The sequence below is a fragment of the Streptomyces sp. NPDC005898 genome, assembly GCF_040629635.1.
Taxonomy (GTDB): domain Bacteria; phylum Actinomycetota; class Actinomycetes; order Streptomycetales; family Streptomycetaceae; genus Streptomyces.
The window spans coordinates 257,576-282,920 of record NZ_JBEXWC010000003.1; the positions used below are offsets into that span (position 1 = coordinate 257,576).

Below are 25,345 nucleotides of genomic sequence, written 5' to 3' on the forward strand. Positions count from 1 at the left end.
GCCCCCAGCGGGTCCCGGCCCACCCATGGAGAACCAGATGCCTGCCATCCACCCCGTCGAGACACCCTCGGCAGCAGACGACGCCCTGTACCAGGCGCACATCGCCGAGCGGTACGGGCGCCCGGTCCACGAAATCCTCTGGGAGGAGACCCGGCGCCCGCTGCCCGAACTCCTCAAGGAACGCCACCGCCGCAGCCAGCGTCCAGTACCGCTGCATCACCGCGAACCGCAGCCCGACCCGGACGCCGAAGCCCACCGTGCCGTCCTCCTTGCAGCAGTCACACCACGACGCCGGGGCGCCGCGTGACCGAAGAACAGTTCCGGTGCCACGTCCGTAAGATCGCCGCCCTTCGCGGTTGGACGCTCACCTACCACACGCACAACTCCCGGCGCAGTGACGCTGGTTGGCCCGATGAGGTCTACGGGCACCCCAAGGCCAAGCGGACCATCTTTGCCGAGTTCAAGTCGAACACCGGGCGGATACGGCCCGCTCAGCGCGACTGGCTCCAGCACCTCCGGGCGTGTGGCTTCGAGACTGCGCTGTGGCGCCCCACAGACCTTGATCACATCGTCGCTGTCCTCGCCCCTGACGGCCCCCGCGCTGAACTCCCCGAAACCTTCTGACCGAGGAAGCCCCCACACCATGCACAACCGCTCCCAGCAGGCCAGCCAGATCCCGCCCATGCCCGGCGCCAGCTGGTGCGGCTCATGCGACAGCTGGTTCAACCCCATCACCAACACCTGCCGCTGCAACAACCGCTGACGTGAGCGAGGAGCCAGAGATGGAACCCCCGTCTCCGACGCGAGACACACCCCCCGAACAGGCACTCACCGAGATCGCCCGCCTGGCCAACGCCCTGTGCGAACACCTCACCGATGACCAGTGGCGCCTGTCGGCCCGCATCCGGCAGCTCGCCGAAGCCACCCTGCCCCACGCCGGAGAACACTGATGCACGCCCGCTTCGCGCCGCTGCCCGACAAGCGGTCCCACCACGCGACGTACGAGACCGCCGCCGCGCTCCGCGACCGTCCCGGCGAGTGGGCCCACGTCGACACGCACCCCAACAGCAATCGGGCCTCCAACCTCGCTCACCGCATTCGCACAGGGAAGCTCGCTGCGTTCCGCCCCGCCGGCGCATTCGAAGCCACCATCAGGACCGATGACGACGAGGCCATCGACGTCTACGCCCGATACGTCGGAGCCGCTACGGCACCGTGATCACTTCCGCCGTTGTACAGCTACTTACCGATGGCGCACATGGGGCGCGGGAGCGGCAAAAGCTCAGCTCAACGGACGGCACGGTTACGGCGAGCCGTCTCCTCCCACTTGGCGACCTGGAGACGCCGCACCTCGAAGGCGTCCTTGCTTTCCCTCGGGCCGGGGTAGTAACGGGTGCGCTGGGCCTCCTCAGCAAAATACAGTGCCAGTTGGATACGCGCCGGGCTCACCAGCCGCGCGTCGCGGGTCTCAGAGCTGCCGCCCTGCGGCATCTGCTCGGGGGTCAGGAACCCTTCTTTTCGTAAGCGGAGTGAAGGCGTGGCCCGCGGGGCTCCGCAGTGGACGCAACCCGAAATTCGGCCGTGGCCAGGCAGACCGTCGATCTCGCGAACACCGAACCCCGATGCCTCCCATACGGGAGTCGCGAGGCCATCAAGGACACATCGCTCAATGGCAGCGGCGTCTAGTGCAGTGGGGGTGCCAAAGTCAGCGAGCAGTACCCAACCACGACGCTGATGTGCGCTGATTCGGCGCGCTCTCGGCTCCAGGCAGATGCCTGTCTTGACGGCGGCGAACTGTGGGTGGTGCACGGCATACACAGCAGCGGGTAACTCTGGTGAAAGTGCCATGGCAAGGGGATAGCAGGAGGCACTGACATCGCCCCACGACCAGCGAGTTAGCCGAGTCTGTGCGGTTGAGCTGCACCATGGCGCTGGTCTCCGCGCCAGGGTGATGTCGTTCGGAGCGCCCTCAACGGGTGAGCAGGGCCTGCAGGTAGTCGCGGGGCGGTGCCGGATGGCTCGCCCACGATGAGTGGGTGAGGTCCGCTACTGCGGCTGGGCCGTTGTCTCATACCGTGAGGATCGGTAACTCGTCCCGTCACTGGCCGCAATTTGGGCATCGCCCACTGCGGCGCCCTCGCGTCTCTACCACCACTCCCCGCTCCCGCATCCGCTCCACCTGGTAGTGAGCTGAGGAGGGCAAAGAGAGGCCCGCCGCCTCAGCGAGTTCACGAAGCGAGGGAGCCTCGCCGTACTCGGCGACCCATTCACGCGCGCTGCGCACGATCTGGACCTGGCGCTCGGTGAGGCTCACGACCGCGCCTTGGCGCGTGCGAGTTCCTAGAGCGCGACCCTTGCCGCTGGTGTTCCTGCTGACGTTTCCCAGTAGGGGTGGGCGGCGATCAGCCGGGAGAGGTTCAGCAGGCGCCTCCGATGCGCGGCCGTCCCATCCACCGCTGCGTCAGCGAGCTTCTCGTACGTGGCATACCAAGCCGTCTGGGCCTCCATGAGGTCCGAAGGGAAGTCCATGCGATCCATACCCCGATTAGAGCGCAAGTTCGAATTTCCTTGCAAACGCCATAGCCGTCATGTAGTCCACCGGCCTGTATGCCGTGCCATCGAAGCCCAGGACATGGGCTGGTAGGTGGGCGGAGGAGTATGCGAAATCCGCCGCTTCTCTCCCCGGAGCCTCCTACAGTGCCCCCATGAACATTCGCTGGGGTGGCTCGGTCTGGGAACTGATGCTGGTGAAGCGCGCGGCCGGGACAGCCTTGTCGAACTCGGCGAGCGGCGGGTACAGCACGCTCCTGCGCGACGGCGCCCGGAACTTGGTCGGCCACGCGGACCTGCTCGACGGGAGACGAGTCGTCGCCGGGCTTGTCGCGGTCTCCGTGGTAGCAACCAGTGCACTCACGATCGTCACCATGCAGGCGACGCCGCACCTCAAGACGAAGTTCCGCCCCGCGGCCGAGGACACGGCAGCGGAGGCGGCAGAAGCCACCTCCGACACTCCTATTGAGGAGCCGGAAGCTCTCCAGGGGCGGCGGCTACGCGCTGTCTGACCATCGGGCGTAGCTGCGTTTGCGGGCTGAGTGCCGCAGCTGGCGAAACTCACCAGCTGCGGCACTCCGTCACACGGTCGCTGCCGAAATCCGAGCCGCCCGACAGGCGAGCGGCGCATCCCGCCGCGCGGGTACCGGCGGTCAGCCGGAGGCTGGTGACGTGGAGTACCCCCTCGCCGTTGCTCTCGCCGCGTCCGTGTCCAAGCTGCCCAGGGGCACAGGCTGGTGGTACGAGCCCAAATTCGACGGTTCTCCAGACACTCCACAAGTGTCTCAGCTGCCCGACGGACAGGTGTCGGACAGTCGGAACGGGTGGCTTCAACCTGCTGAAGACGTGCGCCGGTCAGTGTTGTTGAGCGAGGTGACGTTGCAGGTCGATGTGCCTGAACTGGTAGACAGGCCCGACCTGCCGCAGGATGCCGCGGTGCTCGTGGGCATCCTGCAGGAAGGCCATCAAATCCCGTGGTATCTGGCGGTGCACCGCCAAATACGTTTGCGCCACCAGGAAGTGGGGCCAGGCCGTCGCCACCGTTCCGAACGCGAATGCGACTGCAGCGGCTACCACGAATCCAACCTTGATCCGAACCGAGAGATCGATCCATGCTGGTTCACCCGGGAACCCGAATTCCCCTCCGAAGTCGGTTCCGAATATGAATCCGAAGACGGCCCCAGCCATCGGTGCGAAGACAGCACTGAGCACGAGGATGGCGCGCCGGTCCGAGTCGAAGAGCCTTGTCGGCCCGACGTTGGAGGTCAAATCAGGGGTTCTTGGCGTAGGTCCGCGCATGCCGGTAGCCAGTGCTCCTCCCGCAAGTGCGCCCACCAGTGGGATCAGATACAGAGCGACGCTCTGAGCGGTTTGGGACAGCGCAAATGTTGCGCTGTAGACATTCAGCGGCAAGATACCCGCCATTCCCCCCAAGAACCCGGGCGTCAGCCCACCCGCTTGCCGGCGGAGACACCGGCCCGTGATTTCACCTGTCAGCCCACCTGCCAGCCCGCCCACGAGTACACCCACGAGGTCATAATCGACCCGGAGCCAGAGCACGGCCAAAGTCAGAAAGAGCACGAGTACCCAAAGTCCGCCCACAAGCGCGTCACGCAACTGCCGCATTCCGACGCGCGGTGAACTGGGACGTTTGGCCGGATGGAACATTAGGCATCCCAGCATGATGCCGGTGAGAAGGCCGGTCCTGCCCGAGACCTCCGGTTGATAGGCGCCAAGCAGCAATGGGACGGTCCACATCAGCGTTTCTGCGAGCATCAGCACGAGACCACCAACGGTCACCCCGATGAGCCCGAGCGGGACAGCGCCGACAGAGCCGTAAATGCGCCTGCCCATGATCGCTCCTGCGGTCCCGCCCGTGACCACGGCCAGTGCCTTGACCGTACTCCATCCCCCCACCACGCCTGCGAAAGCACCCACGAGGCCGAGAACGAGTCCGCCGATGAGGCGCCGGATGGTTGACGGGACGGCCCGTCTCAATTCCCACCAAGCCAGGTCGGGGCTGCTGTGACAGTGGCTTTCCTGGAAGCGGGCAAGAAAGGTGAAGGCGCGGAGGGCCTGCTCGGGGCTCCAGCGGGGTGGGCGCGGGCCGTGCGGGGTGTAGGCGGCGGGGATGAAGGCGTGGAAGAGGTGCCGGTCGACGGCGGCACGGTCGGGGAACGCCGCGGTGTCGCAGAGTTCGTCCGGGTGCGGCGCGGTGTGGTGGAGATCCGTGCTGGGGCGGGGGTTGTAGATGGTACGGGCCAGGAAGAGGCCCAGAGGGGTGCTGAGCGCCTGGCTGACCGGACCGGCAGTGCCCAATTGATCGATCACCGCGTTCCATCGGGCGGCGCCGGGAGTGTGCGGGCCACCCGTGTCGCGGCGAAGGTAGGCTGCGGCCTGTGCGGCGTCCAAGGGCAGCAGGCGGATGGCGGCGGCGCCGTTGAGGCGGAGTGCGGTGCCCGGACCGGTGAGGGCGGCCCGGTAGGCGTCGGACCGGGTGGTCAGGACCAGCGGCCTGCGGGCGGAGAGAGCCCGATTGAGGGCGTCCAGACCGAATGGGTGCAGGTGGAGCGGAAGTTCGTCGAAACCGTCCAGCAAGGGCAGGATGCGTCCGGTTTCCAGCAGTGCCTCGGCGAGGTCACCGGGCCTGCTGCGGTCGGTGGTGGCTGTGGCGGCTTCGCGCAGGCCGGGGTGCGAGTGGCGTAATTGATCGGCCAGCCATCGTTGCAGTGGCTGATGCGGATCCCAGGAAGCGAGAGAGAACAGCACCGGCACAGGCTCGCCGTCGGTGCGGCGGGCCAGCAGGTCCTGTAGCAGTCGGATCAGCAGCACGCTCTTGCCCGATCCCGGCTCGCCCAGGATCACTAGTCGGCGGGTGGGGACCCGATCGGTGAATATCTCGCCGATCGCACCGTCCTGGCCGGCCAGCCCTGCGACGTCCCGCGGCCAGCGGGCCGGGTCGCCAGGTGGCCCACCCGGCCATGATCGAGCCAGCTCTTCCAAATGCGTCCAGGGTTCTTGCAGTTCACTGTCCGCGGGCTGCCAAGCCACCGGAAGCGGGTAAGGGTCGTTGATCCGCCGTACCGCGGCCTCGGCATCCCATTGGTTGCGCAGCGCCACCGCCAGTTGCCCGGCAGCCTCCTCCAACACCGACCGGCTGGTCGCCGGACGCCTGTGCCATAACTGCCACAAAACCACAACGGCGGGAGGAACTCCCAGGAGCGCGACCAACGAACTGACCACGCTTGCCGCCTGGTCCGCCCTTTCGAGCGGGCCAGTCCAGAGATAGATGATCGCCCCGAGCATGAGCGCGAGGAAAAGAGCTGCCCCTGACCACTTAAGCATCCGATCACGCACCTGGTCATCATGGATGAGGAGAGACGCGCATGGAACCACTTCCATGCGTCGTAGAACTGCTCATGCCGCCGATCATGTCTCGTGAGACACATCGCAGTCTGGAGAACGACGGTCACCGCCTGGTCCTGCACCGGGAGGAGACGGTGCGTTGCCACACCCGGTCGGCGCGCACGGTCACTTCCGCGTGGATGGATCTAGCGGTGGCCGGCCAAGCCACCTTGCCGCCCGGGACGGTGCTCGATGGGGAGGCGGTCGTCTGGGTCAACGGGCGGCTCTCCTTCTCGGCGGCGCGGGCCCGGGGAAACTCGACATCGAAACGTGCCTCCGCGCTCGCCGCTCAGTACCCCGCCCACTATGTGGTGTGGGACTGTCTCATGGCGGGCGGTGTCGATCTTCGCTCCCGCCCGTATACGGAGCGTCGAGCCGCGCTCCTCGACGTTCTCGCCCCAGTACCGCCCCCGATCCAGGCCGTACCCGCCACCGACGATCCTGAGGTCGCGCTCGCCTGGTACGAGCACCTTCCCGATCAAGGCATCGAGGGCGTGGTGGCCAAGCTCGCGTCCAGCCCTTACCGAGCCACGAGGGTCTGGGGGAAGCTCAGGCACAGCGAGACCGTCGACGCAAACGTTATCGGCTACGTCGGACCTGCCAACCGCCCACGTCGTCTGGCCGTGGTCCTGCCAGACGGGCGCAGCGCACTGTCACAGGCCCTGGCCGCACCCCTGGCGGCTGAGATCGCGCGGCTCGTCGCCGACGCCGGCCCAAGCAGACGCGGTCGTACAGATGACGGCGAGGACTACCAGACAACGGACCCGGGCCTGGTGGTCGAGGTGGAGGCCGGCATGACACGGCACGCGACGGTGGCCGTCACACGCGTACGGTGACCTGGGGTTATCCACAGGCACACCAGTTCGCCGTGACCTCGCCCTGACGTGATGCTCTCCAACACGATCCAGGGGGCCGAATGCACCGGGTAGACCTTGCTCAAGCAGCCGATGTCGCGCTGTCGGCAATGCCGGACGACGTACACGCGCAGATGCTGGCACTCATCGACTCCGTGGCGCAGAGCCGGGAGGACGGAGCCAGGCCGACAACGACAGCCGACGCTGCGCTGTGGGGGCGGTGCTGGATCGTCTACATGGCGCTCGGCGGGCTCCTGATCGTCCTCGACGCAGGCAGAATCGCCTGACCGCGCCCAGCCCCGGAGCCTGCTGTGGTCGTCTCCGCCTCGTTAGGCTGCCGCCGTGACCGAGCCCTCCTCGGTGCCCGGCGACCCTTCCGAGCTGCGCCTACGCATCTCCTACGACGATGCGCTTGCCGATACCCCGCAGACCGACACGCTGGAGCGGTGGGACGTGACCATCCTCCACCGCCGACGCACTCACGACGACGCAACCGATCCGGCTGCGTCCAACGCCTGCGCCGGCGAAGACTGCGCCCTGTGCACTGTGGAGGATGCCGCTGTCGGGACGATGACCTTCTACCGTGTCCATCTCGACCGCGGTACCCGCGCTCACGGTGGCGGTGCGGATGTGGCTCGTCGCCAAGAGGCGCCGAGTTCCACGAGCTGCCCCCGGAGTACGCCGCGCTGCTCCTCCAGCTCCTGCGAGGTCGGGGAGAGCAGATAGACGCCGTCGCGGTACAAGCGGAACCCGATGCGCTCCCATCCCCGGGTGATCTTGGCAGTCACCCGGTCCCACTCGGACCGGTCCATGGGATGCGGGCCACCCAGGTCGCTGATACCGGGCGAGCAGGCGACCGCCCGGCACCCGGCCATGAGCCGGTGAATTGCCTCGCTGGCGAGTACGGAGGCCAGGCCGTGGCCACGCCACTGCGGGTTCACGGTCACCCGGTCCATGACAAGCAGGGTCGACCCGACGTAGTCCAGCAGTTCGCTGACTTCACTGGTGAACGACCCGGTCTGTGCATCAAGGAGCACCTGCGCGGTCGCGTACAGCTCCTCGGATTCCTCCTCCATGGCCCAGAAGGCAGCGACGCGCGGTGGCTCACCCCCCGAGCCGGGCGCCTGCCGAAACAGACTGCTGCCAGCCGGTGCCTGCGGGCACCAGCCCTGCCGTCGCCGCCTGATCACCTAGGCTCGGTCACGGGCGCGGGGCTGGAGCCTCATGCCCACCGCTTCTCGCATACCGGCCTCGCTCGCTGATCTTGCCGTCCCCGTCGATGAGCTGGTTCCCTACCACCGCAATCCGCGGACCGGTGACGTCGACTCGATCAGCGAGTCCCTGTCCACGCACGGCCAATACCGGGCGATCGTCGTCAACCGCGGCACGCTGACGGGCCGCCCGAACGAGATCCTCGCCGGTAACCACACCTACAAGGCGGCCAAGCAGCTCGGCTGGGCCCAGATCGCCGTCACCTGGCTCGACGTGGACGACGAGGCAGCAGCGAAGATCGTCGTCGTCGACAACCGCACCAGCGACCTCGCCGGATACGACACCCTCCTCCTCGCGGACATCCTCCAGGACCTGCCGGACCTGAAGGGCACGGGCTACGACCAAGACCAGCTCGACCAGCTCCTGGACGAGACCGCGCTCCCCGAGCCGATCGAACTTCCCACCGACGGCGCCGGCACCGGAGCGGCGGCCACCGTCGAGTACCTGCAGTGGGGCTACCTCCAGTGGTCATCCACGCGCGTGCGCATCACGCAGGCCGAGGTCGAGCTGCTCGATGCCCTGTACAAGGCGTTCGTGGGCGACCACGACTCCGACATGGGCTTCGGGTGGCACGTCCTCAACGAGGAGCACCGCGCCCCGGAGGGGGAAGCCGCGTGAAGTCCCTCGATGTCCGCTTCGACCCTGCCTATCCGCTGGCGAAGCTGCGGCCCGCGGAATACAACCCGCGTCGCCTGTCCGGGGATGCCTTCGTGCGCCTTCAGTCCTCACTGCGGCGCCACGGCGTCGTCAAGCCGGTGATCCTCAACGCCGACGGCACACTGGTCGCGGGCCACCAGAGAACCAAGGGGCTGAAGGCGGTCGGGCTGGAGACAACCCCGGCGATGATCCTCCCGCAGAAGGTCAGGCTTCAGGACGAGATCAAGTTCAACCTCCTTCACAACCGCGTCGAGACCGAGTCGTCGGTGGTGTACGCCGAGCCGGGCCCAATCGGGCAGTGGTGCTGGATTCCGTGGCAGACCATCGAAGTTGAGAAGTCCAAGAACCTGCCGTTCCAGCAGGCGATCGGCTTCATGACTGCCGCCCACGGCCCGTGGGGTTCGGTCGTCATCGACGATCAGGGCCGTATCGTGCTGAACGCCGAGTACGCCGCCGTCGCGAAGTCCCAGCGGTTCGACGTCCTGGCGTGGACGGTCGCGTCCTTCGACGCCGGCCAGCTCGTTGAGGACCTGACCGGGGAGTACGGCGTCTACGACTGGTCCGGCCTCGAAGAGCAGGCGCCGGTGTGGAATCAGCACATCGTCCAGCCCAACCGGCTGCGGGAGCACTCCTCCAAGGCCAAAGCCGACCAAGTCCGCTACAAGTCCGAGGTATGGGAACGGCTCGTGCTGCCGTGGCTGACCACCTCGCACCGAGTCGTCGACTTCGGGGCCGGTCACGGCGACTACGCCCGGCACCTGCGGGCCAAGGGGTACCGGGTGCAGGACTACGAGCCCTACCGCACCCTCAAGGGCAAGTACTCCCTCGACATCCGCACCATCGTCGGCCAGCTCCGGGGCATCGAACGAGAGCTTCGGGCAAACGGTCTGTACGAGGTCGTGGTGCTCGACTCGGTGATCAACGCGACGACGAGCCTGGACTACCAGCACTGGGTCCTGACCACGGTGAATGCCCTGTGCGCACCGGACGGGCAGGTCTGCGTCGGCACACGCAACCTTGAGCGCGAGATGGCGTACGAGAAGTCCGAGCACTCCATCAGCCGCGATTCGACCCGGCTCTCGTTCCTGGACGCCCACAACGTAGATATGCGCTTTGTCAAGGGAAAGTGGCAACGCATCCGCTACCACACCCCTGAGTCACTGCGCGGGCTCCTCTCCCGCTACTTCGAAGAAGTAGAGATGAGCGACACCAGTCGCGCCACCGTTAAAGCTGTCTGCCGCAAGCCACGCCCCCTCCCCATCGAGGATTACGAAAAGGCATTTTCGGAGGAATTCAACATGCCATACCCCAATGAATTCCGGCATGGCAAACATGAAGGTATATCGTCAATTCTGATAGAATTGACCAAGGAAAGGAACTCTACAATGGAGGGGTAATAAAATGACACTGGGGGCGAACTCGGGCCGGGTTCGCATAGACATAGAGGCCCGCGACAGATACAGCATCATGTGGCTGGCCGGCATACGCGAAGTCGACCTCACACAGCATTGCCTCAAGGCGTTTGCCGTCTGCGACCGACCATACGTCAGCAGCAAACTGTGCTATCAGACAGTAAACCTGCCGGTCCAGCATCCGCCTGCAGCCTGGTACTTGTGTGCGCTACCGATCCCGTGGAACTGGGCCCGCAATGCCCACCTCGCTTTCGAGTACGCGCCCGGCGAGACCTGGCAGGGGGATGCACTTGTTTCCGGACTCGGCGTCAGGCTCACCAACGCCACACCAATCACCGGATGGGGAGAGCACTCCATACCCACCAATGCACCAGGGAGAAAATCACGACTTTACCGAACCTGCCGCAACTGGCAGTTCGCTTGGTGGCTCCGAAATCACCGGGACGTTCCAGACGCAACGCCTCCAGAGCCACCGCATCCGGCAGGCCCTGAGCAGTTGAGACTCGCCTGAAAGGCGACTGTGCCCGTTCACCGAAGCCGAACGGGCACAGTTCCTCCCATGGGCTGGTGACAGCTCACCAATAAGAGAGCTTAGAAGGCAAACGCTTTCTAGTCCTCGTCGGCTACCTCTCCCCCCTCTACCTCCTTTACATCCCAGGGTGGAACGCAGCCTTCACCATCCCATTCGAACTCGGAGCGGAATTCCTGTACTTCATTCTTGAATGCACGGGCGAGGTTAACCAACTTGCGGATCACAGAGATACCTCTTCGGACCGGAGTCAGTGGGCAGCGCAGCTGCCCGTCCCGCTCGGGTCAAGCCGCTAGTGCATATCCCTGCGCCTGAGGATGGCGGGGGCAGGGAAGGATGCACTTTCCCGGGGCGCGCGGCACCCGAGGCGCGGCAAGTCGTGCCACCCCGCACGGCGACGTGTCGGTCTTCAGAACGGCGTCGCGGTACGAACATCCAGAGCGACGCACGGTGGAAAGCAGACAAGCAAGGGCAGCCAGCCATCGATGAGCTGCACACCGCCAACTCGCCCACTCCTGAATGGTTCTGAGGAAAGCCTTGGACACAAGAATGATCGCGTCCAACTCGCTGGCTTTGGGCACCTCGGGCTGTTGGAACACGGACATGGTGTGCACTTCATCGACAACGGCCAGCTCACACCCAGCAGCCGTTTCAAAGACGTTGTCGGTGAGCTCCGCGAGCGCCATGGCCGCGTATAGGTCACGGACAGCGGCGTTGTGAGCCCGCATGGCGCTGACCTTGGCCTCGACGACCACCAGCGGCTCGCCACCGCGAAGGACAACGAAGTCCGGGTCTCCCGACGGTGCGGGGTTCTGATACGACGGCAACCTCGCCATGCGTAGCGCCAACCTCGGAGGGTTCAACACACGCTGGTTGTTGAGGCGGGGGTGGATCTCAACGTAGGGCTGGATCTCGACCTGGGGCAGGACGGAGCGCGGAAGCGGCGTCGTCCCGTGAACCCTCACGAGCACGACAGTACCTCTCTCAGTCGACTCCACGGGCAGCTTTCCGGCGCCCTAGACCGCCTCCGGTCGGACCGGCGTGCAAGCGATACGCCCCACCCCTCCACTACAGGATCATGGACGTGGGTGCGGGTCCAGGGAGTTGTGTCATGGGCCGCCCCAACCGGGCCACCCGGGCTGCCATCACTCAGCGCCGCGCCGACGCCATCGACCTCAAACTCGCCGGAGTCGACTGGCTGACGATCGGCCGCAAGCTCGCCGCCGACCCCGCGATCAACACAGATGGCGTCGCGTACCCGCAGGGGTACGGCATCGACAAGTACAAGCGGCAGCACGAGCCGCCCACCGACAAGCGGCTCATCGAGCTCGCCTGTAAAGACGTCTCCAAGGCGTTGGCCGAGCGCACCACTGCCCTGGACGACCGCACCGACGAGCTGCGGCAGCTCATGGTGGAGCGCCTGGAGCGGCTGTTCTTCGGCGTCTATCGGGCCGCGATCCGCAACGGCGACTATCAGGCCGTCGACCGCGCGGTCCGCATCATCGAGCGCAGTAGCCGCCTCCTGGGCCTGGACCGGCCCGTGCGCACGGAGGTGTCCGGCCCGGACGGTGGCGCGGTGCAGGTGGAGACCGCGGGCCTGGATGAGCTGGAGCGCCTGATCAGCCTCGCCGGTGGCGAGGGTGGGAAGGGCTGACGAAGCGGCGGTTCTCGACCTCTACCGGACGCTTCCCGCTCAGCGCCGCCGTGAGATAGCCGCCGCCTCCACCCCCGAACTGCGTGCCCGGCTCGTGCGTATCGAGCGTGAGCTGGCGATGGACCGTTCGCCAGGGGCGATGGCTGCCGTACTCACCGACGGCCGCGAAATGCAGGCCCCGCACCTGGGGTTGATCGACGCCGCCTTCGAGCAGGTGGCCGCGGGCAAGCCGACACGGCTCCTGCTGACGATGCCCCCGCGGCACGGCAAGAGCCGCAGGGCTGCCAGGTGGGCGCCGCTCTGGTACCTGCGGCGCCGTCCCGAGCACCGGGTGATGATCGCCAGCTACTCGTCCGACCTGGCTGACGATCACGGCAGGTGGATCAGGGACGCGATCCTCAACTACCAGTCCCAGCTCGGTATCAGCCTGCGGTCCGGCTCGTCCGCCGCCAACCGCTTCGACCTCACCGGAACCGAGGGCGGCGCGGTCATGGCCGGTGTCGGCGGAGGCCTCACCGGCAAGGGTGCCCACCTGGCGGTGGTCGATGACCCGATCAAGGACGCGGCCGAAGCCTCCTCGCCCACGATGCGCAAACGGCTGTGGGAGTGGTGGCAGGCCGTCCTGCTGACCCGCATCGAACCGGGTGGCTCCGTCATCTTGATCCAGACCCGTTGGGACGAAGACGACCTCGCCGGACGGGTCCTGGCTGATGAGGGCGACCGGTGGACCGTCATCGATCTGCCCGCCGTCGCCCTCTCGGCCGACGACGCCCTTCAGCGTCCCATCGGGGCGCCGTTGTGGCCCGAGCGGTACGACGCCGAGGCCCTCGCCGAGATCCGCCGCTCGGTGGGCGAGCGCGTGTGGTGGTCGCTGTACATGCAGCAGCCGCGTCCCCAGGCCGGCGGCGTATGGCAGTGGTCGTGGATCACGAACAACCGGATCTCCGCAGCTCAGTTCCGTGGCATCGACCTCACGCGGATCGTCGTCGCCGTCGACCCCGCGGGCGGCGAGTCCGCGGTGGGGGATGAGACCGGCATCGTGGCCGCAGCCCGCGACCGCGACGGACACCTCTACGTCTTGGACGACCGCTCCGCCAACCGAGGCGCGGACGCCTGGGGCCGTGAAGCGTGCCTACTCGCCATCGAGCTGCGTGCCGACGCCATCGTCGTCGAGTCCAACTTCGGCGGAGATATGAGCAGCCAGATCCTCCACCAGGCGTGGCAGGAGCTCGCCCGGGAAGAGCGCACCGAGAACATGCTCATGCCCGCGGTGCTGCCCGTGACCGCCAAGAGCGGCAAGCGACTGCGAGCGGAACCGATCGCCCAGCTCTACGAACAGGGCCGAGTGCACCACGTCGGTGAGTGGCCCACCCTCGAACAGCAGATGGTGACCTGGGTGGCCGGGATGGACAGCCCGGACCGGATGGACGCCGCAGTACACGGCCTCACCCAGCTCGCAGATCCAGTGCACGCCGGAGGCGCCGCGACCGCCTACCAGGACCGACGGGGTCGAGACCGACGCTGAGGAGGACTCTCGTGCGCACCCTAGAATCCCGTCGTCGCCCCGCCAGTTTCGTCCAAGAAGGCGCGCACCGAGCTGACGAACGCGCTGCGGCCCTCCTCATAGCCTGTGCGCGGTCGGAACCAACGGTCTTCGGCGGACAGGAGGCGCCAGGACCCAGGGTTACGGGCAACGACCAGGAGCCGCCGCAGGTCATCCTCCGTTTGCACGCCGCCCTCCGCCGGGGCGCCGGCGACCGCGAGGACACCACTTTCCCTGACCAGGTACTCCAAGAAGCCGAGGTCGTCAGGGCGGTCATCGTCGTCCCGGTCGCCCCAGCCTTCGAGCATCACGTACGCCAGCCAAGCGCAGCTGTGTGCGTCGCTGCCCTCGCATCGTTCCTCGCACCGCTCCGCGTTTCCCGGACACCAGCGTCGCTCCAGGGCCTCCAGTGCGGATCGGACCACAGCTCGCCTGACCGCGTACCGTTCCATGCGCCAACACCGATCCCGTAGCGCCTCCGCATGGCGGACGACCGCGTCGGGGCCAAGGACCTGCAGTCCCGAGCACGCCTCGGTCAGTGCTTCGCTCTTGGTGCGCAGTTCGTCACCCCGCGACAGCGGGTCCAGCTCCTTCAGCCGCCATACCGCGTCGGCAAAAGCGTCCGAGGTGCGCAGGAACGCCCTCCACGCCGCGCACCGCTCAGTCTCCAGCAGCAGCCGCCGCTCCGCGGCGGCCTGCGTGCTCATCGACTCCAGGGCGAGCCGCCGCCCGAACAGGGTCTGCCAGCGCGCCACCATCACAGTGGCAAGAGCAGCCACCCCTGAGAAGACCGCCCCCAGTGTCGTGAAAGCAGTCTGCACATCCTGTCCGTCCATCCGCCCACCGTGCCCTCCAGGTCATGCACGAGCACCGCCAAGACTGCAACGGCGCCCACCTTGTCGCGCGGCAGGCAGGAGCATGTCGCTCCATGGTCAAGGCTGATCGCGGAGTGCCGAATCGAGCCCACTGCGCCGCGGCCCCGTCGTGCTCCCCGATGCCGCCGCTAACTCGACCACCCACCCAGCTCAAGCACACGGTCGCCTCTGATTGGCGTCATCAAACCGTCGGCCCTCACCGGGTTCTCTATTGCCGCAGACCGGCACCACTACCCTGGTGTGAGGCGTGGGGCTGACGAATCGGACTGTTTTCGTGGGCCTGCGTACCTTCCTTACCGACGCGTGGTCATGGCTGAACTACAAACCAGTGATGTCCGGTAGCGACGGGCGTCCACACCGGGCTCTCGCCCCTGCCGTGCAAGCCACGTGGCTTCCCGATGAGGCGGTGCGCCGCTTGGCCGCGTACAAGCTCCTCGCCGCCTACGACAACAACCAGGCAGGGGAGCTCGCGAGTCTTGCCGGCAATGACGCGGCGGGCGAACGGCGGGAGTTCGGGGACGCTTCCACGTTCGTGGACACCACGCTCGCTCACCTGCTGGGCAAGTCGCAGCAGATCATCGTGCCCGGGGCCGAGCACGCCAAGGACGAGGACGCCACCTCGGAGGCGATCGCTGCTGCCGCCGTACAGCAGCGGCTGAAGGAGTGGGCGGAGGCCGAGCTGCTGCCGCTGCGGATGCAGGCGGCCGAGCGGAAGGCCGTCCTGCTCGGTGACGGCCTGTACCTCTTGGCCTGGGACCCCGACAAGCAGCGGGTGAGGCTGAAGACCTACGATCCCGGCTTCTACTTTCCCGTCCTCGAGGACGACGCGGACCCGGGAGACTACCCGCGCCGGGTGCACCTGGCGTGGGAGATCCCGGAGGACCCCAAGCGTGGGCTCAAAGCCCGGATCAGGCGGATCACCTACGAACTCGGCCCGATCCGACCTGCGGACGAGTCGGGCGGCACCAGCTCGTCGGAGGTCCCAACCGCCCCCGTGCCCCAGGCCGGAGACAGCTACGATGACGCCCTCGGCCGCCTCCAGCGCACCTACCCGTGGGCGCCCGACCGGCCGTCCGCGACGACCTGCTACCTGACCGACGCGGAATGGGTGATCTCTGACCTCCGTCACGGCCAGGAACTCGATGACCTGCCCCTGGACAAGGCGCGGTTCCGCACCCGCGCAGACGGGGTGGTCCTCGACCGGCTCGATCTGCGGCTGGACTTCATCCCGCTCGTCCACATCAGCAACACCATCGCGGACGGCGAGCACTTCGGCCAATCCACGTTGGCCAAGGTCATGCAGGCCCTCGATGAGCTGGCCGAGACCGACACCGACTCCGCCCGCGCCTCTTCGACGACCGGCGCACCGATCATCGGGCTCGCCGGCGCCCGTCCCGAAGTCGACCGGGTGTCTGGCAGGCCCAAGCCGCTCACAATCGAACCGGGCACGGTGTTCGCGCTCGGCGACGGCGGCCGCATGGACGTCCTGGACACCTCCCACCAGCTCGCTGAACTCCGAGCACGTGTCGAGGAGATACGCGATCGGGCAGCGGTCAACGCCCGGCTGCCCGCCGTCAGCTTGGGCACCGTCGACCCCTCCGATGTACCCAGCGGGTACGCGCTCCAGCTCTCCCTGGGCCCACTCGACTCGCTCGTCGACGCGATGCGGCTGGCCCGCGCGCACAAGTACGCACTGCTGCTGAAGATGGTGCAGCGGATTCACCAGGCAGGCCGGGCAGACGGCTGGCCGCAGAGCCCGGTTCTTCCCGCTCGGTTGGTGTTCGGGCCGCACACCCCTACGGACCGGTCAGCGATCCTCGAAGAGGTCGTCAAGGGGGTGACTGCCGGGGTGCTGGCGCTGGAGACCGGCATCCGCATGTTGCAGGACGCCGGGTACCCCATTGATGACGCCCGCGAAGAGGTCGTGCGGATCACGGAGAGGCGGATGATTAGCGAGGCGGAGCCCGGCGAGAAGCCCGTCAGTCCAGCTCCTCCGCGTCCTCGGAGTCCAGCTTCTTCGCCGTCTTGAGGCCTTCTCGCTGGTCCTCGGGGGACTCTCTCAGCCACTCTTCAGCCACCTCGCTCTTGCTTCCGCCGCCCCATGCGCTGAAGTAAGAACCCTTGCCGCCTGGGATGTTGTCGATGCGGGTGACGAACAGGCAGTCGCCTGCGAAGTCTCCGAACTCCGGCCCGAGCCGTTCGCCTTCCCTCGGCGCGCGCCCTGCGGCGAGCTTGTGGCCGTCCTCGTCGTAGATCACGGTTTCCTCTTCGGAGGCCGACTTGCGTACGCAGGTATCGGCCGTGGACCCCGGAATGGTGTTCTCTCCGTCGGCCGTTCCGACTGAGTAGCCGGTGAACGGGCTGCGGTCGACCCACGGCGCCCACACCCATACAACCGCGCCTATCGCAGCGGCGGCCAGGATGCCGCCGCTTATCAGCACCCGACGACGCCCCACCCGCGCCGAGGAGTCGTGCTCCGCTCCTGCGTTTTCCCCACCCGTATTCATGATCTCGATCATGTCAGTCCACGGGTTTACGCAGGTCGGAGGGCGCCTACCGCAGGGTTCATCGCTCGGTTCCGTAGACTGGGCCGCGGCGCGGGGCCGTCGTGGGAGTAGCACCACTTGATGACCCGCAGCATGCCCGCTCCGCGAACTGTGCTCGGCTACCGCCGTGACGGCCGCCCGATCTTCCCGGTCTGCGGCGCCTCCCCGGATGACCCGTCGAACGACGAGGCCACGGTCAGTGTCACCCAGAAGCAGCTGAACACGATGATGGCTCGGGAGAAGGACCAGGGTGGCCGTGCAGCGGTCCGCTCCCTGATCGAGAAGCTCGGGTTCTCTAATACGGCGGCGCTGGAGGAGTACCTCGCGGGGGTCCGGCAGGCCGAGCAGGACCGGCTGACCGAGACTGAGCGGCGTGAACAGGCCGTCATCGAGCGGGAGCAGGCGGCTCTCGCGCGCGAGGCTGCGGCTGTCGCCCGGGAGCGGGAGGCAGCGCGTCGCGCCGTGCTCGTCTCCGCTGGCGCGACCGGGCCTGACCTGGACGATGCCGTGTCGCTGCTCCGCCTGCCGGATGACGCGGACCCCTCCGCCCTGGACGAGGCGGTTCAGGAGCTGAGCCAGCGCCGCCCCGAGCTGTTCGGCTCCCGTGCTCGGGACATCCCCCCGGCCCCGGGCGGGGCTCCGGCGTCTGTTCCGCCGCCGCGCCCCGGCGGCACAGAGCGTCCGCCCGGCGCTGCCGGTCTGGAGATGGCCCGACGCCGAGGCCTCCTGCCCGACACCCCTTAGACCGGGTGGCCGCTCACGGTGAGCGGCTGGCTGATGTTGGGGACCACGCCCCTTCCTTCTTCTCCTCGTGGACCGCACCCACCGCACCTGGTGAGGGCGTGACCGCACCGCACCACCTGGAGAAGACGGCTTGAGCATCCAGCCGTACACCACCACTGTGACGGTCACCGCCGACCGGGACTGGCTTGCCTCCCGTCACGGCACCGACTCCACCGAGACCATCACCCTCGACCTGGACAAGCTGACCAAGAACGTCCACTACGTCGAGCCGACCGCAGCTCAGCCGCACGGCTTTGTCCGCTCCGGTGTCCCCGTCGGCCGTATCACCGACTCCGGCCTGTACGGGGCCTACGATCCCGCAGCCGATGACGGCCGCGCCGTCCTCGCCGGCCTCGTGTACGCGGAGGCGCCTTTCACGCCCGGCGTGACGAAGGTGCCCGCGGCGCTGCTCTGGCACGGCACTGCTCATATCGCGAAGATCCCCGGCGGCCTCGACCCGGCCAAGATCGCCCCTCACCCGGCCGGTGCGCAGATCCGCTTCCTCGGGGCGGTGAGCGCGTGAGCGTCGCCGACCTCCTGAACAACGTCTCCGTCACCGACCTGACGGTCTACGCGCGCACCATCCCCAGCCCGGACGACTTCCTGCTCACGCAGAAGGTGTTCCCCGAGGCCCGGGTGCACGACGTGAAGTGGCGCGTGCGGCAGAACAAGCGGCGCGTGAACGCGGCCTCCTACCGCGCCTACGACACCAGTGTGCCGTTCGCGAAGCGGCAGGCCACCTCGACGCAGACCGAAGGCACCCTGCCCGCGCTGGGGCAGAAGCTCCTCGTCGGCGAGATGGAGCAGCTGCTTCTGGACGCCGCCCGCGGCGCCGATGAGGACCGGCTCGTGGAACTGCTTTACGACGACGTGGAGCGGCACGTCGAAGCGATCCGCTCGCGCCTGGAACTCGCCGCCGGTGATGTCCTGCTGGACGGCAAGTTCAGCCTGGCCGGGGAGAACGGCCTCACCGTGGAGGCCGACTACGGCGTGCCGGCCGCGAACATGCCGACCGCGCCGAAGCCGTGGTCGGACCCGACCGCGGACCCGATCGCGGATGAGCTGCGGTGGATCGACTACCTCGACTCCATCGGTGCCCCCGCTCCGGAGATGGTGCTCACCTCACGTAAGGCGTGGTCGCACCTGGCAGGCAACCAGGCCTACCGGGCGGCGTACTACGGCACCCCGGCCGGAGACCAGACCCCGACGGCCACACTGAATCCACAGCAGATCAACTCGGTGCGCGGCAACTACGGCCTTCCGCCCGTCACGTTCTACAAGGCGCAGGTGTGGCAGGACGACGTCTCCAAGCGCGTGCTGCCGGAAGACCGGTGGATCATGCTGCCCCCGGACCGTGCGAAGTGGGGCCAGACCCAGTACGGCACCACCACCGAGTCTCTCGCCCTCTCCCGCGGCACCAACCCTGCGATCGAACGGGAAGACGCGCCGGGCATCATCATCACCCGCGATGTCGAGGACGACCCGGTGCAGATCTGGACCAAGGGTGCAGCCGCCGCGATGCCGGTGCTGTACTCCCCGGACTGCCACATCACCGCCACCGTCCTGTGAGCGCCGCCGTGAAGTCCCTCGGCGTGCTCGCCGCGACGGTCCACGTCCTCGACCCCGCTGAGCGGATTCCGGCCGTACTCCTGGCCGGGACCGAAGTGACGGATTCCGCCGTGGCTGAGCAGATCACCAACCCGAAGTGCTGGCACATCCCGCCCGACTCGGCAGGTGAATCCGGCAAGACGACCCGGAAGCCGAAGTCCGCCTAACCCCTCTCGCGTGGTGGGGAGCCCCGGCTCCCCACCACGCTCCTTTCCCTGGAGCGCACCGTGACCGGTGAGGTTCTGCACTGGCTGCAAGCCCTGCTCGGCAGCGACACCCCGCCCGAAGAGCTGGCCAGCCGCTACGAGCGGCTCGGCACCGCCCGGGCCGTTGCCCACGAAGTCCTACAGGAGCGCATCGCGCAGCTCCTCACCGACCCTCTCAAGGTCACCGTCAACGGCATTGTCACCGTCGACAACTCCTCCAACCTCGCGGGCCTCGAACGACGCCTGGCCCAACTCGAAACCGCGACCGCCCCCGACGATCCCCCTGCCGCAGGCCCGTTCACGGTCTCCGCGATCGACCTACGCGCCCGCGCACGAAGGTAGTTCGCGAGCAGCACCTAGGGGTCAATCCGCACGCACCTGCACGCGGCCGGTCGGCTCTCCTGGCGTCGTATCTGTGGTGCCCTCGCTACGGGGCTACCTCATCGGCGAGAAAGCAACGCATCCTGTCCGCTGTGGACGCTGTTGGACGGGCTCAAGCTGTCGCTCCGGTCTCGCCGTCTCCCAGGCCAGTGTGCCGTTCATGTTCGGTGCGGGCCGATTCCAACAGGTTGCGCCAGGAGGTCACCAAGGGCCGGCGCCGCAACAGTGCGCGCCGTTCCCGCTCCGTCATGCCACCCCAGATGCCGTGCTCAATGCGACGGTCGAGTGCGTAAGCGAGACATTCGGTTCGTACGAGACAACCAGCACATAAAGCTTTTGCCTTTTGCTGCGCCGCGCCCTCGACGAACAGATGGTCGGCGTCCGCGGTGCGGCACCGTGCCCGCGCGCTCCACGCTTGCTCATCTGTGACCATCAGGACGTCGCCCTCTCCCCAATCGACGGGCCAGCCCGCCCAAAAGGGACGGCGGCCCACCGACAGTACAGCCGACGAGGGACGTCTAAGGGGGCGCCGTCAGAGCCAACTCCTATGGGTGACCGCACCCTTGACAGCGGGAGCCAAGGGCATGGTTTCGTTGTCCAGTTCTCGCTCATGGTGTGAGAGCGGATGTCCGTAGGCTCGGCGACACAGGTTTGGCCTGCTTCACAAGTAGCCCAGGGGGTTCACGTGTTGTACGCATTCGCCTTCGAGCGGGTCGGCGTCGTGGTGAGCGACCTCTACTTCCTCAACCCGAAACCGCTCCACGGGCAGGAGAGCCCCGAGCGCGGTGTACGGCTGGAGCTACGTGTCTTCGAGAGCGACGAGTTGCCGGGTTCCATCTACGCCGCACGCCCCATCACCATCGGTCGCCCGCTCTGGCGGGTGGATCTCCTCCAGGACGCGAACGCGGCGCCGAACACGTTCGACCGCACACACCACCATCCCAACGTCGTCGGCTGGGAACCCGGCCCGCGGACCTTCGTCGAGGAGTTGTCTGATGATCCGCTGCCCTGGCTGGCAGATAAGTTCACCAACATTTCTAGCCTGCTGAAGGAGGCTGGCATTGCCCCGGAGGAAATCTCGGCGGCGGATGCCGACGGCCTGCGCAATGCGGCGCCCGAGATCATGGGGACCGTCCGCCGGATGCTGGAGCGGGTGTGGGCCGGCGAGCTCGGGCAGCCGAAGGATGACATGGGTCCCGGAACGGTGACGAGCATGCGGGCCAGCTGGCTCTAGATGGCGTTGGCTCCGCGAAGTCGGCCATGAGCAGCGTCCTCCACGGTTCCACGTCGAGCCACGCGGCCGCCTCCTGCGGCTGCCAGGCTGCGCCGCCTCCTACGTCAGCGTGGCGCAAGTACGGGCTCAGCGGGCAGGATCAGCGTCATGAGGATTCTCGTGCTTGGTGGGACCTGGTTCTTGGGACGAGCTGTCGCTCAGACCGCACTTGACCGGGGGTGGTCCGTATCGGCATTCAACAGAGGTAGGTCGGGCAAGGCCCCCGAAGGAACGCGGGAGATCCACGGTGACCGCACGGTGAAAGAAGACCTTGCGGCACTCGCCCAGCACGGGCCGTGGGACGCCGTGATAGACACCTCCGCCTCCGAACTCGCCCCGAGGGATGTCCTGGCTGGCGCCAAGTCGCTGGAGCCGGTGACAGGCAAGTACGTATACATCTCCACGGTCAATGCGTATCGAGGGTGGCCGAACGAGCCGTTGACGGAAGCGTCCGAACTCCTCGACGGGCCCGCTGATGCCGACGCCGAGTACGGGCGGCTGCCTGCGAACTGGGACGGTCCTGACTGGTACTACGGACGGCAGAAGGCGGGCGCTGAGCGAGCCTCGCTGGCAGCCTTCGGAACAAACCGCGTTTCGATCCTGCGCCCTGGGGTGATCTTGGGTCCGGGCGAGTACGTGGGGCGGCTCCCCTGGTGGCTGCGAAGGGCAGAGAAGGGCGGGGCGATCCTCGCACCGGGGCGACCGGAGGCGTCGATCCAGCCCGTGGACGTCAGGGACGTTGCCGCCTTCGCGCTCGACCAGGCCGCCGCATCCGGCAGCGGCGGCGCGTTCAACGTGACGGCGCCTGTGGGCCGCGAGACGATGGACGGCTTCCTCACTGCGTGTCTGGAGGCTACGGGCAGTGATGGGCATCTTGTCTGGGCACCGGACGACCTCCTGATCAAGCGGGGTGTGCAGCAGTGGACCGAGCTGCCGCTCTGGCGTACGAGCGCGGGCGTGTGGAACGTCGACTCCTCCCGGGCACAGGCTGCCGGGCTGCGGTGTCGGCCCCTGGTGGAGACGATTACTGGCACATGGGAGTGGATGCAAGGTGGGGGTCGTCCAGTGGAGCATCCACGGTGGGCTGAGCACGGCATCTCAACGGCGAAGGAAGCTCGGATCCTGCAGGAACTGGGAGCCTGAGTTTGCATTTACCTTCGGTGGCCTGTGGCCGGGTAAGACGGGCCCATGGAGGCGTCCAGATTTTCGATGATCTTTCGGAGTTCACGGGCTCCGCGAGGTGACATTGCTCGGATTACGCCGTCGAGTAGGGCACGGCCATCGAGAGGGTTGCCGCAGCAGTACCAGTGCACGTTGCCGAACTCGTCGTCGCGCCAGAGTTCGTGTGCGGGGCGGTGGACGTAGTCCTTCCACAGGTGCAAGGCCGCGCTGGTGTCACCCGGCTGGAGATAGTTCCGAGTGCGTTCAAGACGAACTATCTCGGCCAACGCTCGCGAGGAGAGGCGGTCGATGGCCGGCCTTGAGTGCTGTGACTGTTGTCGGGCCGGGATGCTGGCCCGGATGCGTCCTGGCCGTCTACGCGGCATGGACCTTTCGTTTGGTCGTCATGCCGTACATGGTGCCACGGCCTCGAACAGTTAACGAACAAACTGAGAACCAGTCTCGGAACCCGCAATGAGGGTTCCGATTCGGTGTTTGCGCCGGGCTGGCTGGCCCAGTTCGGCCGTCCAGCCCGGAATCCTCTGATAAGCCTCAAGTCGCAGTGCGACTCGGTGGTCTGGCGCAAGAGTGGAGCCATGTCGATCCGAAGTCGGGGCACTGGCCTCGTTCGTACCCATTGGCGGCTTGTCCTGTTCCCGGTCGGGATCGCAGCTGGTACTTGGGGCAATGCGCGGTGGGACTACGGAACCGTCCCGGACAAGGCAGTCAGCTTGGTGTGCGTCTTCGGTGGCATCGTGCTGGCGGGCCGTTCGGCCCGGCACTGGCAGGCGTTCACGCTTCCCGGGCTCAGGGCGGATATTTCGGAGCGGGTCTCGGCGAGGTGGCAGTCGCCCGAGTGGGTCCGGCGCCGAGGAGACGTACAAATATTGCTGTGGTGGGCAGCCGTGGCAGCCATCGTGCTGTACGGGTGGCGTCTCTTTCTCAACCTGGACACCGCGCGGCCGACCAGGTACCTCGGTGACACCACGAATCTGATGTCTATCTGGGGCCTGCTCCCCATTTTCGCGGAAATCAACGAACCGAAGGATGCTCCGCTGGTCCGTCTGCACGGGCGCATCTCACGGGCCGTGATCACCCGTACGGTATCGAACGCTGCGGGCATCAGCATGGTGGGAGCCATGGTGTACATGGTCGTCCTTCCCGAGTACCCGGCGGCGGTCCTGACCGTGGCGGTCACCTTAGGGGTAGCCGTGGTCGTCTCAAGCCACAAGACATGGACACGGATGCGGAAGCTGTGCACCCGTGTCCACGCGGACGTTCAGACGTTGGTACGGGACCTGGAGGAGCTCGCAGACAGTCCAGATGAGACCAAACGAGCGGCGTTAGTGCGAAGTTGGGATGAGGTGCACCGGGATCTGCTGACGAGAATCGACAGCGGGTATTGGCTGCTAGGGAGAGCGTTCCTGCCGATCGACGCGGTCACCGTTCTGGAGGTGAAGGTGGCGACGGCGTTGGACGAGCTGCCCCACAACAAGAACGCGGGCGGAGATGTGCTGGCCGACTTGGAGGCGTTGCTCGCGGTGTGCGCTACTCGGATCGACACGGTGGCTTGACCGGTACTCCCGCCGCCCGAGCTGCGCTCCACAGTCCGTCGGGGCCCGTCAACTTCCGATGGCCAGTGGGGTGGTGGCGCCGAGCTTATGAGCGGTGGCCGCCGCGCTGTACTCCTCGATGCGTTCGCCGAGAGTGCTCGCTTCTGCGGCGTCGGCGAAAGTGGGGTGGCAGAGGCTGGAGCGGACGGCGGCGAGGCGTTCCAGCGTCCCCGCGCCTCGCCATTCGGTGGGCACTTGGAAGACGGGTTCAAGAGCTTCCTGTGCACCGTCGAGTTCGCCACGCAGAAGCCGGGCGCGGGCAAGGTCTACCGACGCTTGGGACGAGACGAGAAGCGGGCGTTGGTCTTCGGGCTTGCTGCCCAGGAGGTGCAGGGCACTGTGCGCTGCCGTCTCCGCCCCCTCGGAGTTACGCAGGAGCAGGTAGGTCGTGGCGTTGCTCATGGCCACGCGGTCGTCGGGAAAGCCGAACTCGCCGCCGACGTCATCGTGCAGTTCGTCTCGAGTCCCCGAGTTCTGTTCGAGGGCCCTGCGCACAGCACGCTCTGACGCGGCTTTGTCCCCAAGGTGCCCGTAGGCGCGGCCTTCGATGACGGACAGGCGAATGCGGGCCGTATCGCCGAGTCCCCCAAAAGTCTGGGCAGTGTGCACGAGCCGGACAGCTTCGGAGGGGCGGCCGCCCCAGTACGCCAGGAAGGCGAGTGCGCCATGCGCATAGGCTTGAAGAGGGCCGTGCTCGATGACCTGGCCGTAGAGCGCAGCAGTGCGGGACAGCGATACGGCCGACGGGAGAGAACCGAGGTCGAAGGAGATCGCTGAGAGAAGGGCCGCGGACTGGCCTGCGGCAAGGTATCCGCGGGTCCGCTGACGGGGTACCTGTGTTCTCTCCAGCAGGGACTGGGCGACGTCCAGAAGTTCTTTGGCCCGGCGGTAGACCTCGACCGGGGAAGTGCGGTTGTAGGCGCGGGCCAGGTCCACGATGTCGTCGTCGAGCTGGTCGAGTGTCATGTCCGGCACGCTGAGGGAGGCGGCGTCACCGGCGTGTGCGGCTGCGTCCCGAGCAGT

General features: G+C 67.1%; 28 protein-coding genes. 20 read left to right on the forward strand and 8 right to left on the reverse strand.

Features of this window, described 5'->3' with window-relative positions; translation table 11 throughout:
• Positions 1–37 precede the first annotated feature (37 nt).
• The 4 genes from ABZ385_RS06450 (at position 38) to ABZ385_RS06465 (ending at position 1,219) form a co-directional block, all read left to right on the forward strand.
• Complete coding sequence (locus tag ABZ385_RS06450; RefSeq protein WP_358910004.1) at positions 38–307, forward strand: hypothetical protein; 270 nt, start codon at positions 38–40, stop codon at positions 305–307.
• On the forward strand, positions 304–624 hold the full coding sequence (locus tag ABZ385_RS06455; RefSeq protein ID WP_150220454.1) for a VRR-NUC domain-containing protein: 321 nt from the start codon (positions 304–306) through the stop codon (positions 622–624). Before ABZ385_RS06450 ends, ABZ385_RS06455 begins: the two co-directional genes overlap by 4 nt.
• A 158-nt stretch (positions 625–782) precedes the next feature.
• The gene (locus ABZ385_RS06460; protein ID WP_358910006.1) at positions 783–950 is read left to right on the forward strand and encodes a hypothetical protein; all 168 of its coding nucleotides are present in this window, start codon (positions 783–785) and stop codon (positions 948–950) included.
• The gene (locus ABZ385_RS06465) at positions 950–1,219 is read left to right on the forward strand and encodes a hypothetical protein (protein WP_358910008.1); all 270 of its coding nucleotides are present in this window, start codon (positions 950–952) and stop codon (positions 1,217–1,219) included. The genes ABZ385_RS06460 and ABZ385_RS06465 overlap by 1 nt, the downstream gene beginning before the upstream one ends.
• A gap of 879 nt (positions 1,220–2,098) precedes the next feature.
• Here ABZ385_RS06465 and ABZ385_RS06470 read toward each other — a convergent pair.
• Positions 2,099–2,314 carry a hypothetical protein gene (locus tag ABZ385_RS06470; protein ID WP_358910010.1) on the reverse strand — a complete coding sequence of 72 codons (216 nt, stop codon included), beginning with the start codon at positions 2,312–2,314 and terminating at the stop codon, positions 2,099–2,101.
• Positions 2,315–2,705: 391 nt separating this feature from the next.
• Here ABZ385_RS06470 and ABZ385_RS06475 point away from each other — a divergent pair, with 391 nt between their 5' ends.
• Complete coding sequence (locus ABZ385_RS06475) at positions 2,706–3,062, forward strand: hypothetical protein (RefSeq protein ID WP_358910012.1); 357 nt, start codon at positions 2,706–2,708, stop codon at positions 3,060–3,062.
• A gap of 343 nt (positions 3,063–3,405) precedes the next feature.
• Here the strand turns inward: ABZ385_RS06475 and ABZ385_RS06480 are convergent, their stop codons facing one another.
• Positions 3,406–5,907, reverse strand: coding sequence for an NACHT domain-containing protein (locus tag ABZ385_RS06480; protein ID WP_358910014.1), 2,502 nt, complete (start codon positions 5,905–5,907; stop codon positions 3,406–3,408).
• Positions 5,908–5,936: 29 nt separating this feature from the next.
• On the opposite strand from ABZ385_RS06480, the gene ABZ385_RS06485 reads away from it, so the two are divergent.
• Both ABZ385_RS06485 and ABZ385_RS06490 read left to right on the forward strand, forming a co-directional pair.
• Entirely contained in the window at positions 5,937–6,791 is an 855-nt protein-coding gene (locus ABZ385_RS06485) for a DNA ligase (protein ID WP_358910015.1), read from the forward strand.
• Positions 6,792–6,919: 128 nt separating this feature from the next.
• Positions 6,920–7,096, forward strand: coding sequence for a hypothetical protein (locus ABZ385_RS06490; RefSeq protein ID WP_358910016.1), 177 nt, complete (start codon positions 6,920–6,922; stop codon positions 7,094–7,096).
• 324 nt (positions 7,097–7,420) lie between these two features.
• On the opposite strand, the gene ABZ385_RS06495 is transcribed toward ABZ385_RS06490, so the two are convergent.
• Complete coding sequence (locus ABZ385_RS06495; protein WP_358910018.1) at positions 7,421–7,885, reverse strand: hypothetical protein; 465 nt, start codon at positions 7,883–7,885, stop codon at positions 7,421–7,423.
• Positions 7,886–8,033: 148 nt separating this feature from the next.
• Between ABZ385_RS06495 and ABZ385_RS06500 the strand changes: the two genes are divergently transcribed.
• Both ABZ385_RS06500 and ABZ385_RS06505 read left to right on the forward strand, forming a co-directional pair.
• Entirely contained in the window at positions 8,034–8,699 is a 666-nt protein-coding gene (locus ABZ385_RS06500; RefSeq protein ID WP_358910020.1) for a ParB/RepB/Spo0J family partition protein, read from the forward strand.
• Positions 8,696–10,135, forward strand: coding sequence for a ParB N-terminal domain-containing protein (locus ABZ385_RS06505; RefSeq protein ID WP_358910022.1), 1,440 nt, complete (start codon positions 8,696–8,698; stop codon positions 10,133–10,135). Before ABZ385_RS06500 ends, ABZ385_RS06505 begins: the two co-directional genes overlap by 4 nt.
• 828 nt (positions 10,136–10,963) lie before the next feature.
• Here the strand turns inward: ABZ385_RS06505 and ABZ385_RS06510 are convergent.
• The gene (locus tag ABZ385_RS06510) at positions 10,964–11,677 is read right to left on the reverse strand and encodes a hypothetical protein (RefSeq protein ID WP_358910024.1); all 714 of its coding nucleotides are present in this window, start codon (positions 11,675–11,677) and stop codon (positions 10,964–10,966) included.
• Positions 11,678–11,790: 113 nt separating this feature from the next.
• Between ABZ385_RS06510 and ABZ385_RS06515 the strand changes: the two genes are divergently transcribed.
• Positions 11,791–12,333: a hypothetical protein gene (locus ABZ385_RS06515; RefSeq protein ID WP_358910026.1), complete on the forward strand. Its 543-nt coding sequence runs from the start codon at positions 11,791–11,793 to the stop codon at positions 12,331–12,333.
• Entirely contained in the window at positions 12,320–13,858 is a 1,539-nt protein-coding gene (locus tag ABZ385_RS06520; protein WP_358910028.1) for a terminase family protein, read from the forward strand. The genes ABZ385_RS06515 and ABZ385_RS06520 overlap by 14 nt, the downstream gene beginning before the upstream one ends.
• Positions 13,859–13,878: 20 nt before the next feature.
• Here the strand turns inward: ABZ385_RS06520 and ABZ385_RS06525 are convergent, their stop codons facing one another.
• Positions 13,879–14,712: a hypothetical protein gene (locus tag ABZ385_RS06525; protein WP_358910030.1), complete on the reverse strand. Its 834-nt coding sequence runs from the start codon at positions 14,710–14,712 to the stop codon at positions 13,879–13,881.
• Positions 14,713–15,025: 313 nt separating this feature from the next.
• On the opposite strand from ABZ385_RS06525, the gene ABZ385_RS06530 reads away from it, so the two are divergent.
• Positions 15,026–16,780, forward strand: coding sequence for a hypothetical protein (locus ABZ385_RS06530; protein WP_358910031.1), 1,755 nt, complete (start codon positions 15,026–15,028; stop codon positions 16,778–16,780).
• Here the strand turns inward: ABZ385_RS06530 and ABZ385_RS06535 are convergent.
• The gene (locus tag ABZ385_RS06535) at positions 16,731–17,270 is read right to left on the reverse strand and encodes a hypothetical protein (RefSeq protein WP_358910033.1); all 540 of its coding nucleotides are present in this window, start codon (positions 17,268–17,270) and stop codon (positions 16,731–16,733) included. The two genes, ABZ385_RS06530 and ABZ385_RS06535, sit on opposite strands and share 50 nt — an antisense overlap.
• 108 nt (positions 17,271–17,378) lie before the next feature.
• Here ABZ385_RS06535 and ABZ385_RS06540 point away from each other — a divergent pair, with 108 nt between their 5' ends.
• From ABZ385_RS06540 to ABZ385_RS06560, 5 genes are all read left to right on the forward strand, one after another.
• Positions 17,379–18,041, forward strand: coding sequence for a hypothetical protein (locus ABZ385_RS06540; protein WP_358910035.1), 663 nt, complete (start codon positions 17,379–17,381; stop codon positions 18,039–18,041).
• A gap of 130 nt (positions 18,042–18,171) precedes the next feature.
• Complete coding sequence (locus tag ABZ385_RS06545; RefSeq protein ID WP_358910037.1) at positions 18,172–18,603, forward strand: head decoration protein; 432 nt, start codon at positions 18,172–18,174, stop codon at positions 18,601–18,603.
• Positions 18,600–19,649, forward strand: coding sequence for a major capsid protein (locus ABZ385_RS06550; RefSeq protein ID WP_358910038.1), 1,050 nt, complete (start codon positions 18,600–18,602; stop codon positions 19,647–19,649). Before ABZ385_RS06545 ends, ABZ385_RS06550 begins: the two co-directional genes overlap by 4 nt.
• Positions 19,646–19,855, forward strand: coding sequence for a hypothetical protein (locus tag ABZ385_RS06555; protein WP_358910040.1), 210 nt, complete (start codon positions 19,646–19,648; stop codon positions 19,853–19,855). The genes ABZ385_RS06550 and ABZ385_RS06555 overlap by 4 nt, the downstream gene beginning before the upstream one ends.
• 60 nt (positions 19,856–19,915) lie before the next feature.
• Complete coding sequence (locus tag ABZ385_RS06560; RefSeq protein ID WP_358910042.1) at positions 19,916–20,236, forward strand: hypothetical protein; 321 nt, start codon at positions 19,916–19,918, stop codon at positions 20,234–20,236.
• A 151-nt stretch (positions 20,237–20,387) separates the two neighbouring features.
• On the opposite strand, the gene ABZ385_RS06565 is transcribed toward ABZ385_RS06560, so the two are convergent.
• Positions 20,388–20,708, reverse strand: coding sequence for a WhiB family transcriptional regulator (locus tag ABZ385_RS06565; RefSeq protein WP_358910043.1), 321 nt, complete (start codon positions 20,706–20,708; stop codon positions 20,388–20,390).
• A 252-nt stretch (positions 20,709–20,960) separates the two neighbouring features.
• Here ABZ385_RS06565 and ABZ385_RS06570 point away from each other — a divergent pair, with 252 nt between their 5' ends.
• The 3 genes from ABZ385_RS06570 (at position 20,961) to ABZ385_RS06580 (ending at position 24,283) form a co-directional block, all read left to right on the forward strand.
• Positions 20,961–21,509: a hypothetical protein gene (locus ABZ385_RS06570; RefSeq protein ID WP_358910045.1), complete on the forward strand. Its 549-nt coding sequence runs from the start codon at positions 20,961–20,963 to the stop codon at positions 21,507–21,509.
• A 147-nt stretch (positions 21,510–21,656) separates the two neighbouring features.
• Complete coding sequence (locus ABZ385_RS06575; protein ID WP_358910047.1) at positions 21,657–22,691, forward strand: NAD-dependent epimerase/dehydratase family protein; 1,035 nt, start codon at positions 21,657–21,659, stop codon at positions 22,689–22,691.
• Between the two features lie 614 nt (positions 22,692–23,305).
• Positions 23,306–24,283, forward strand: coding sequence for a hypothetical protein (locus ABZ385_RS06580; RefSeq protein WP_358910049.1), 978 nt, complete (start codon positions 23,306–23,308; stop codon positions 24,281–24,283).
• Positions 24,284–24,331: 48 nt separating this feature from the next.
• On the opposite strand, the gene ABZ385_RS06585 is transcribed toward ABZ385_RS06580, so the two are convergent.
• On the reverse strand, positions 24,332–25,288 hold the full coding sequence (locus tag ABZ385_RS06585; RefSeq protein WP_358910051.1) for a hypothetical protein: 957 nt from the start codon (positions 25,286–25,288) through the stop codon (positions 24,332–24,334).
• Between the last annotated feature and the right edge of the window lie 57 nt (positions 25,289–25,345).

Bases quoted from the DNA above. Each gene is read 5' to 3' on its own strand.
- ABZ385_RS06465 (WP_358910008.1), top strand. From the start codon at position 950: ATGCACGCCCGCTTCGCGCCGCTGCCCGACAAGCGGTCCCACCACGCG.
- ABZ385_RS06525 (WP_358910030.1), bottom strand. From the start codon at position 14,712: ATGGACGGACAGGATGTGCAGACTGCTTTCACGACACTGGGGGCGGTC.
- ABZ385_RS06490 (WP_358910016.1), top strand. From the start codon at position 6,920: ATGCCGGACGACGTACACGCGCAGATGCTGGCACTCATCGACTCCGTG.
- ABZ385_RS06575 (WP_358910047.1), top strand. From the start codon at position 21,657: ATGAGGATTCTCGTGCTTGGTGGGACCTGGTTCTTGGGACGAGCTGTC.
- ABZ385_RS06540 (WP_358910035.1), top strand. From the start codon at position 17,379: ATGACCCGCAGCATGCCCGCTCCGCGAACTGTGCTCGGCTACCGCCGT.
- ABZ385_RS06565 (WP_358910043.1), bottom strand. From the start codon at position 20,708: ATGGTCACAGATGAGCAAGCGTGGAGCGCGCGGGCACGGTGCCGCACC.
- ABZ385_RS06585 (WP_358910051.1), bottom strand. From the start codon at position 25,288: ATGACACTCGACCAGCTCGACGACGACATCGTGGACCTGGCCCGCGCC.
- ABZ385_RS06495 (WP_358910018.1), bottom strand. From the start codon at position 7,885: ATGGAGGAGGAATCCGAGGAGCTGTACGCGACCGCGCAGGTGCTCCTT.
- ABZ385_RS06515 (WP_358910026.1), top strand. From the start codon at position 11,791: ATGGGCCGCCCCAACCGGGCCACCCGGGCTGCCATCACTCAGCGCCGC.
- ABZ385_RS06580 (WP_358910049.1), top strand. From the start codon at position 23,306: ATGTCGATCCGAAGTCGGGGCACTGGCCTCGTTCGTACCCATTGGCGG.
- ABZ385_RS06500 (WP_358910020.1), top strand. From the start codon at position 8,034: ATGCCCACCGCTTCTCGCATACCGGCCTCGCTCGCTGATCTTGCCGTC.
- ABZ385_RS06535 (WP_358910033.1), bottom strand. From the start codon at position 17,270: ATGATCGAGATCATGAATACGGGTGGGGAAAACGCAGGAGCGGAGCAC.
- ABZ385_RS06475 (WP_358910012.1), top strand. From the start codon at position 2,706: ATGAACATTCGCTGGGGTGGCTCGGTCTGGGAACTGATGCTGGTGAAG.
- ABZ385_RS06460 (WP_358910006.1), top strand. From the start codon at position 783: ATGGAACCCCCGTCTCCGACGCGAGACACACCCCCCGAACAGGCACTC.
- ABZ385_RS06450 (WP_358910004.1), top strand. From the start codon at position 38: ATGCCTGCCATCCACCCCGTCGAGACACCCTCGGCAGCAGACGACGCC.
- ABZ385_RS06485 (WP_358910015.1), top strand. From the start codon at position 5,937: ATGGAACCACTTCCATGCGTCGTAGAACTGCTCATGCCGCCGATCATG.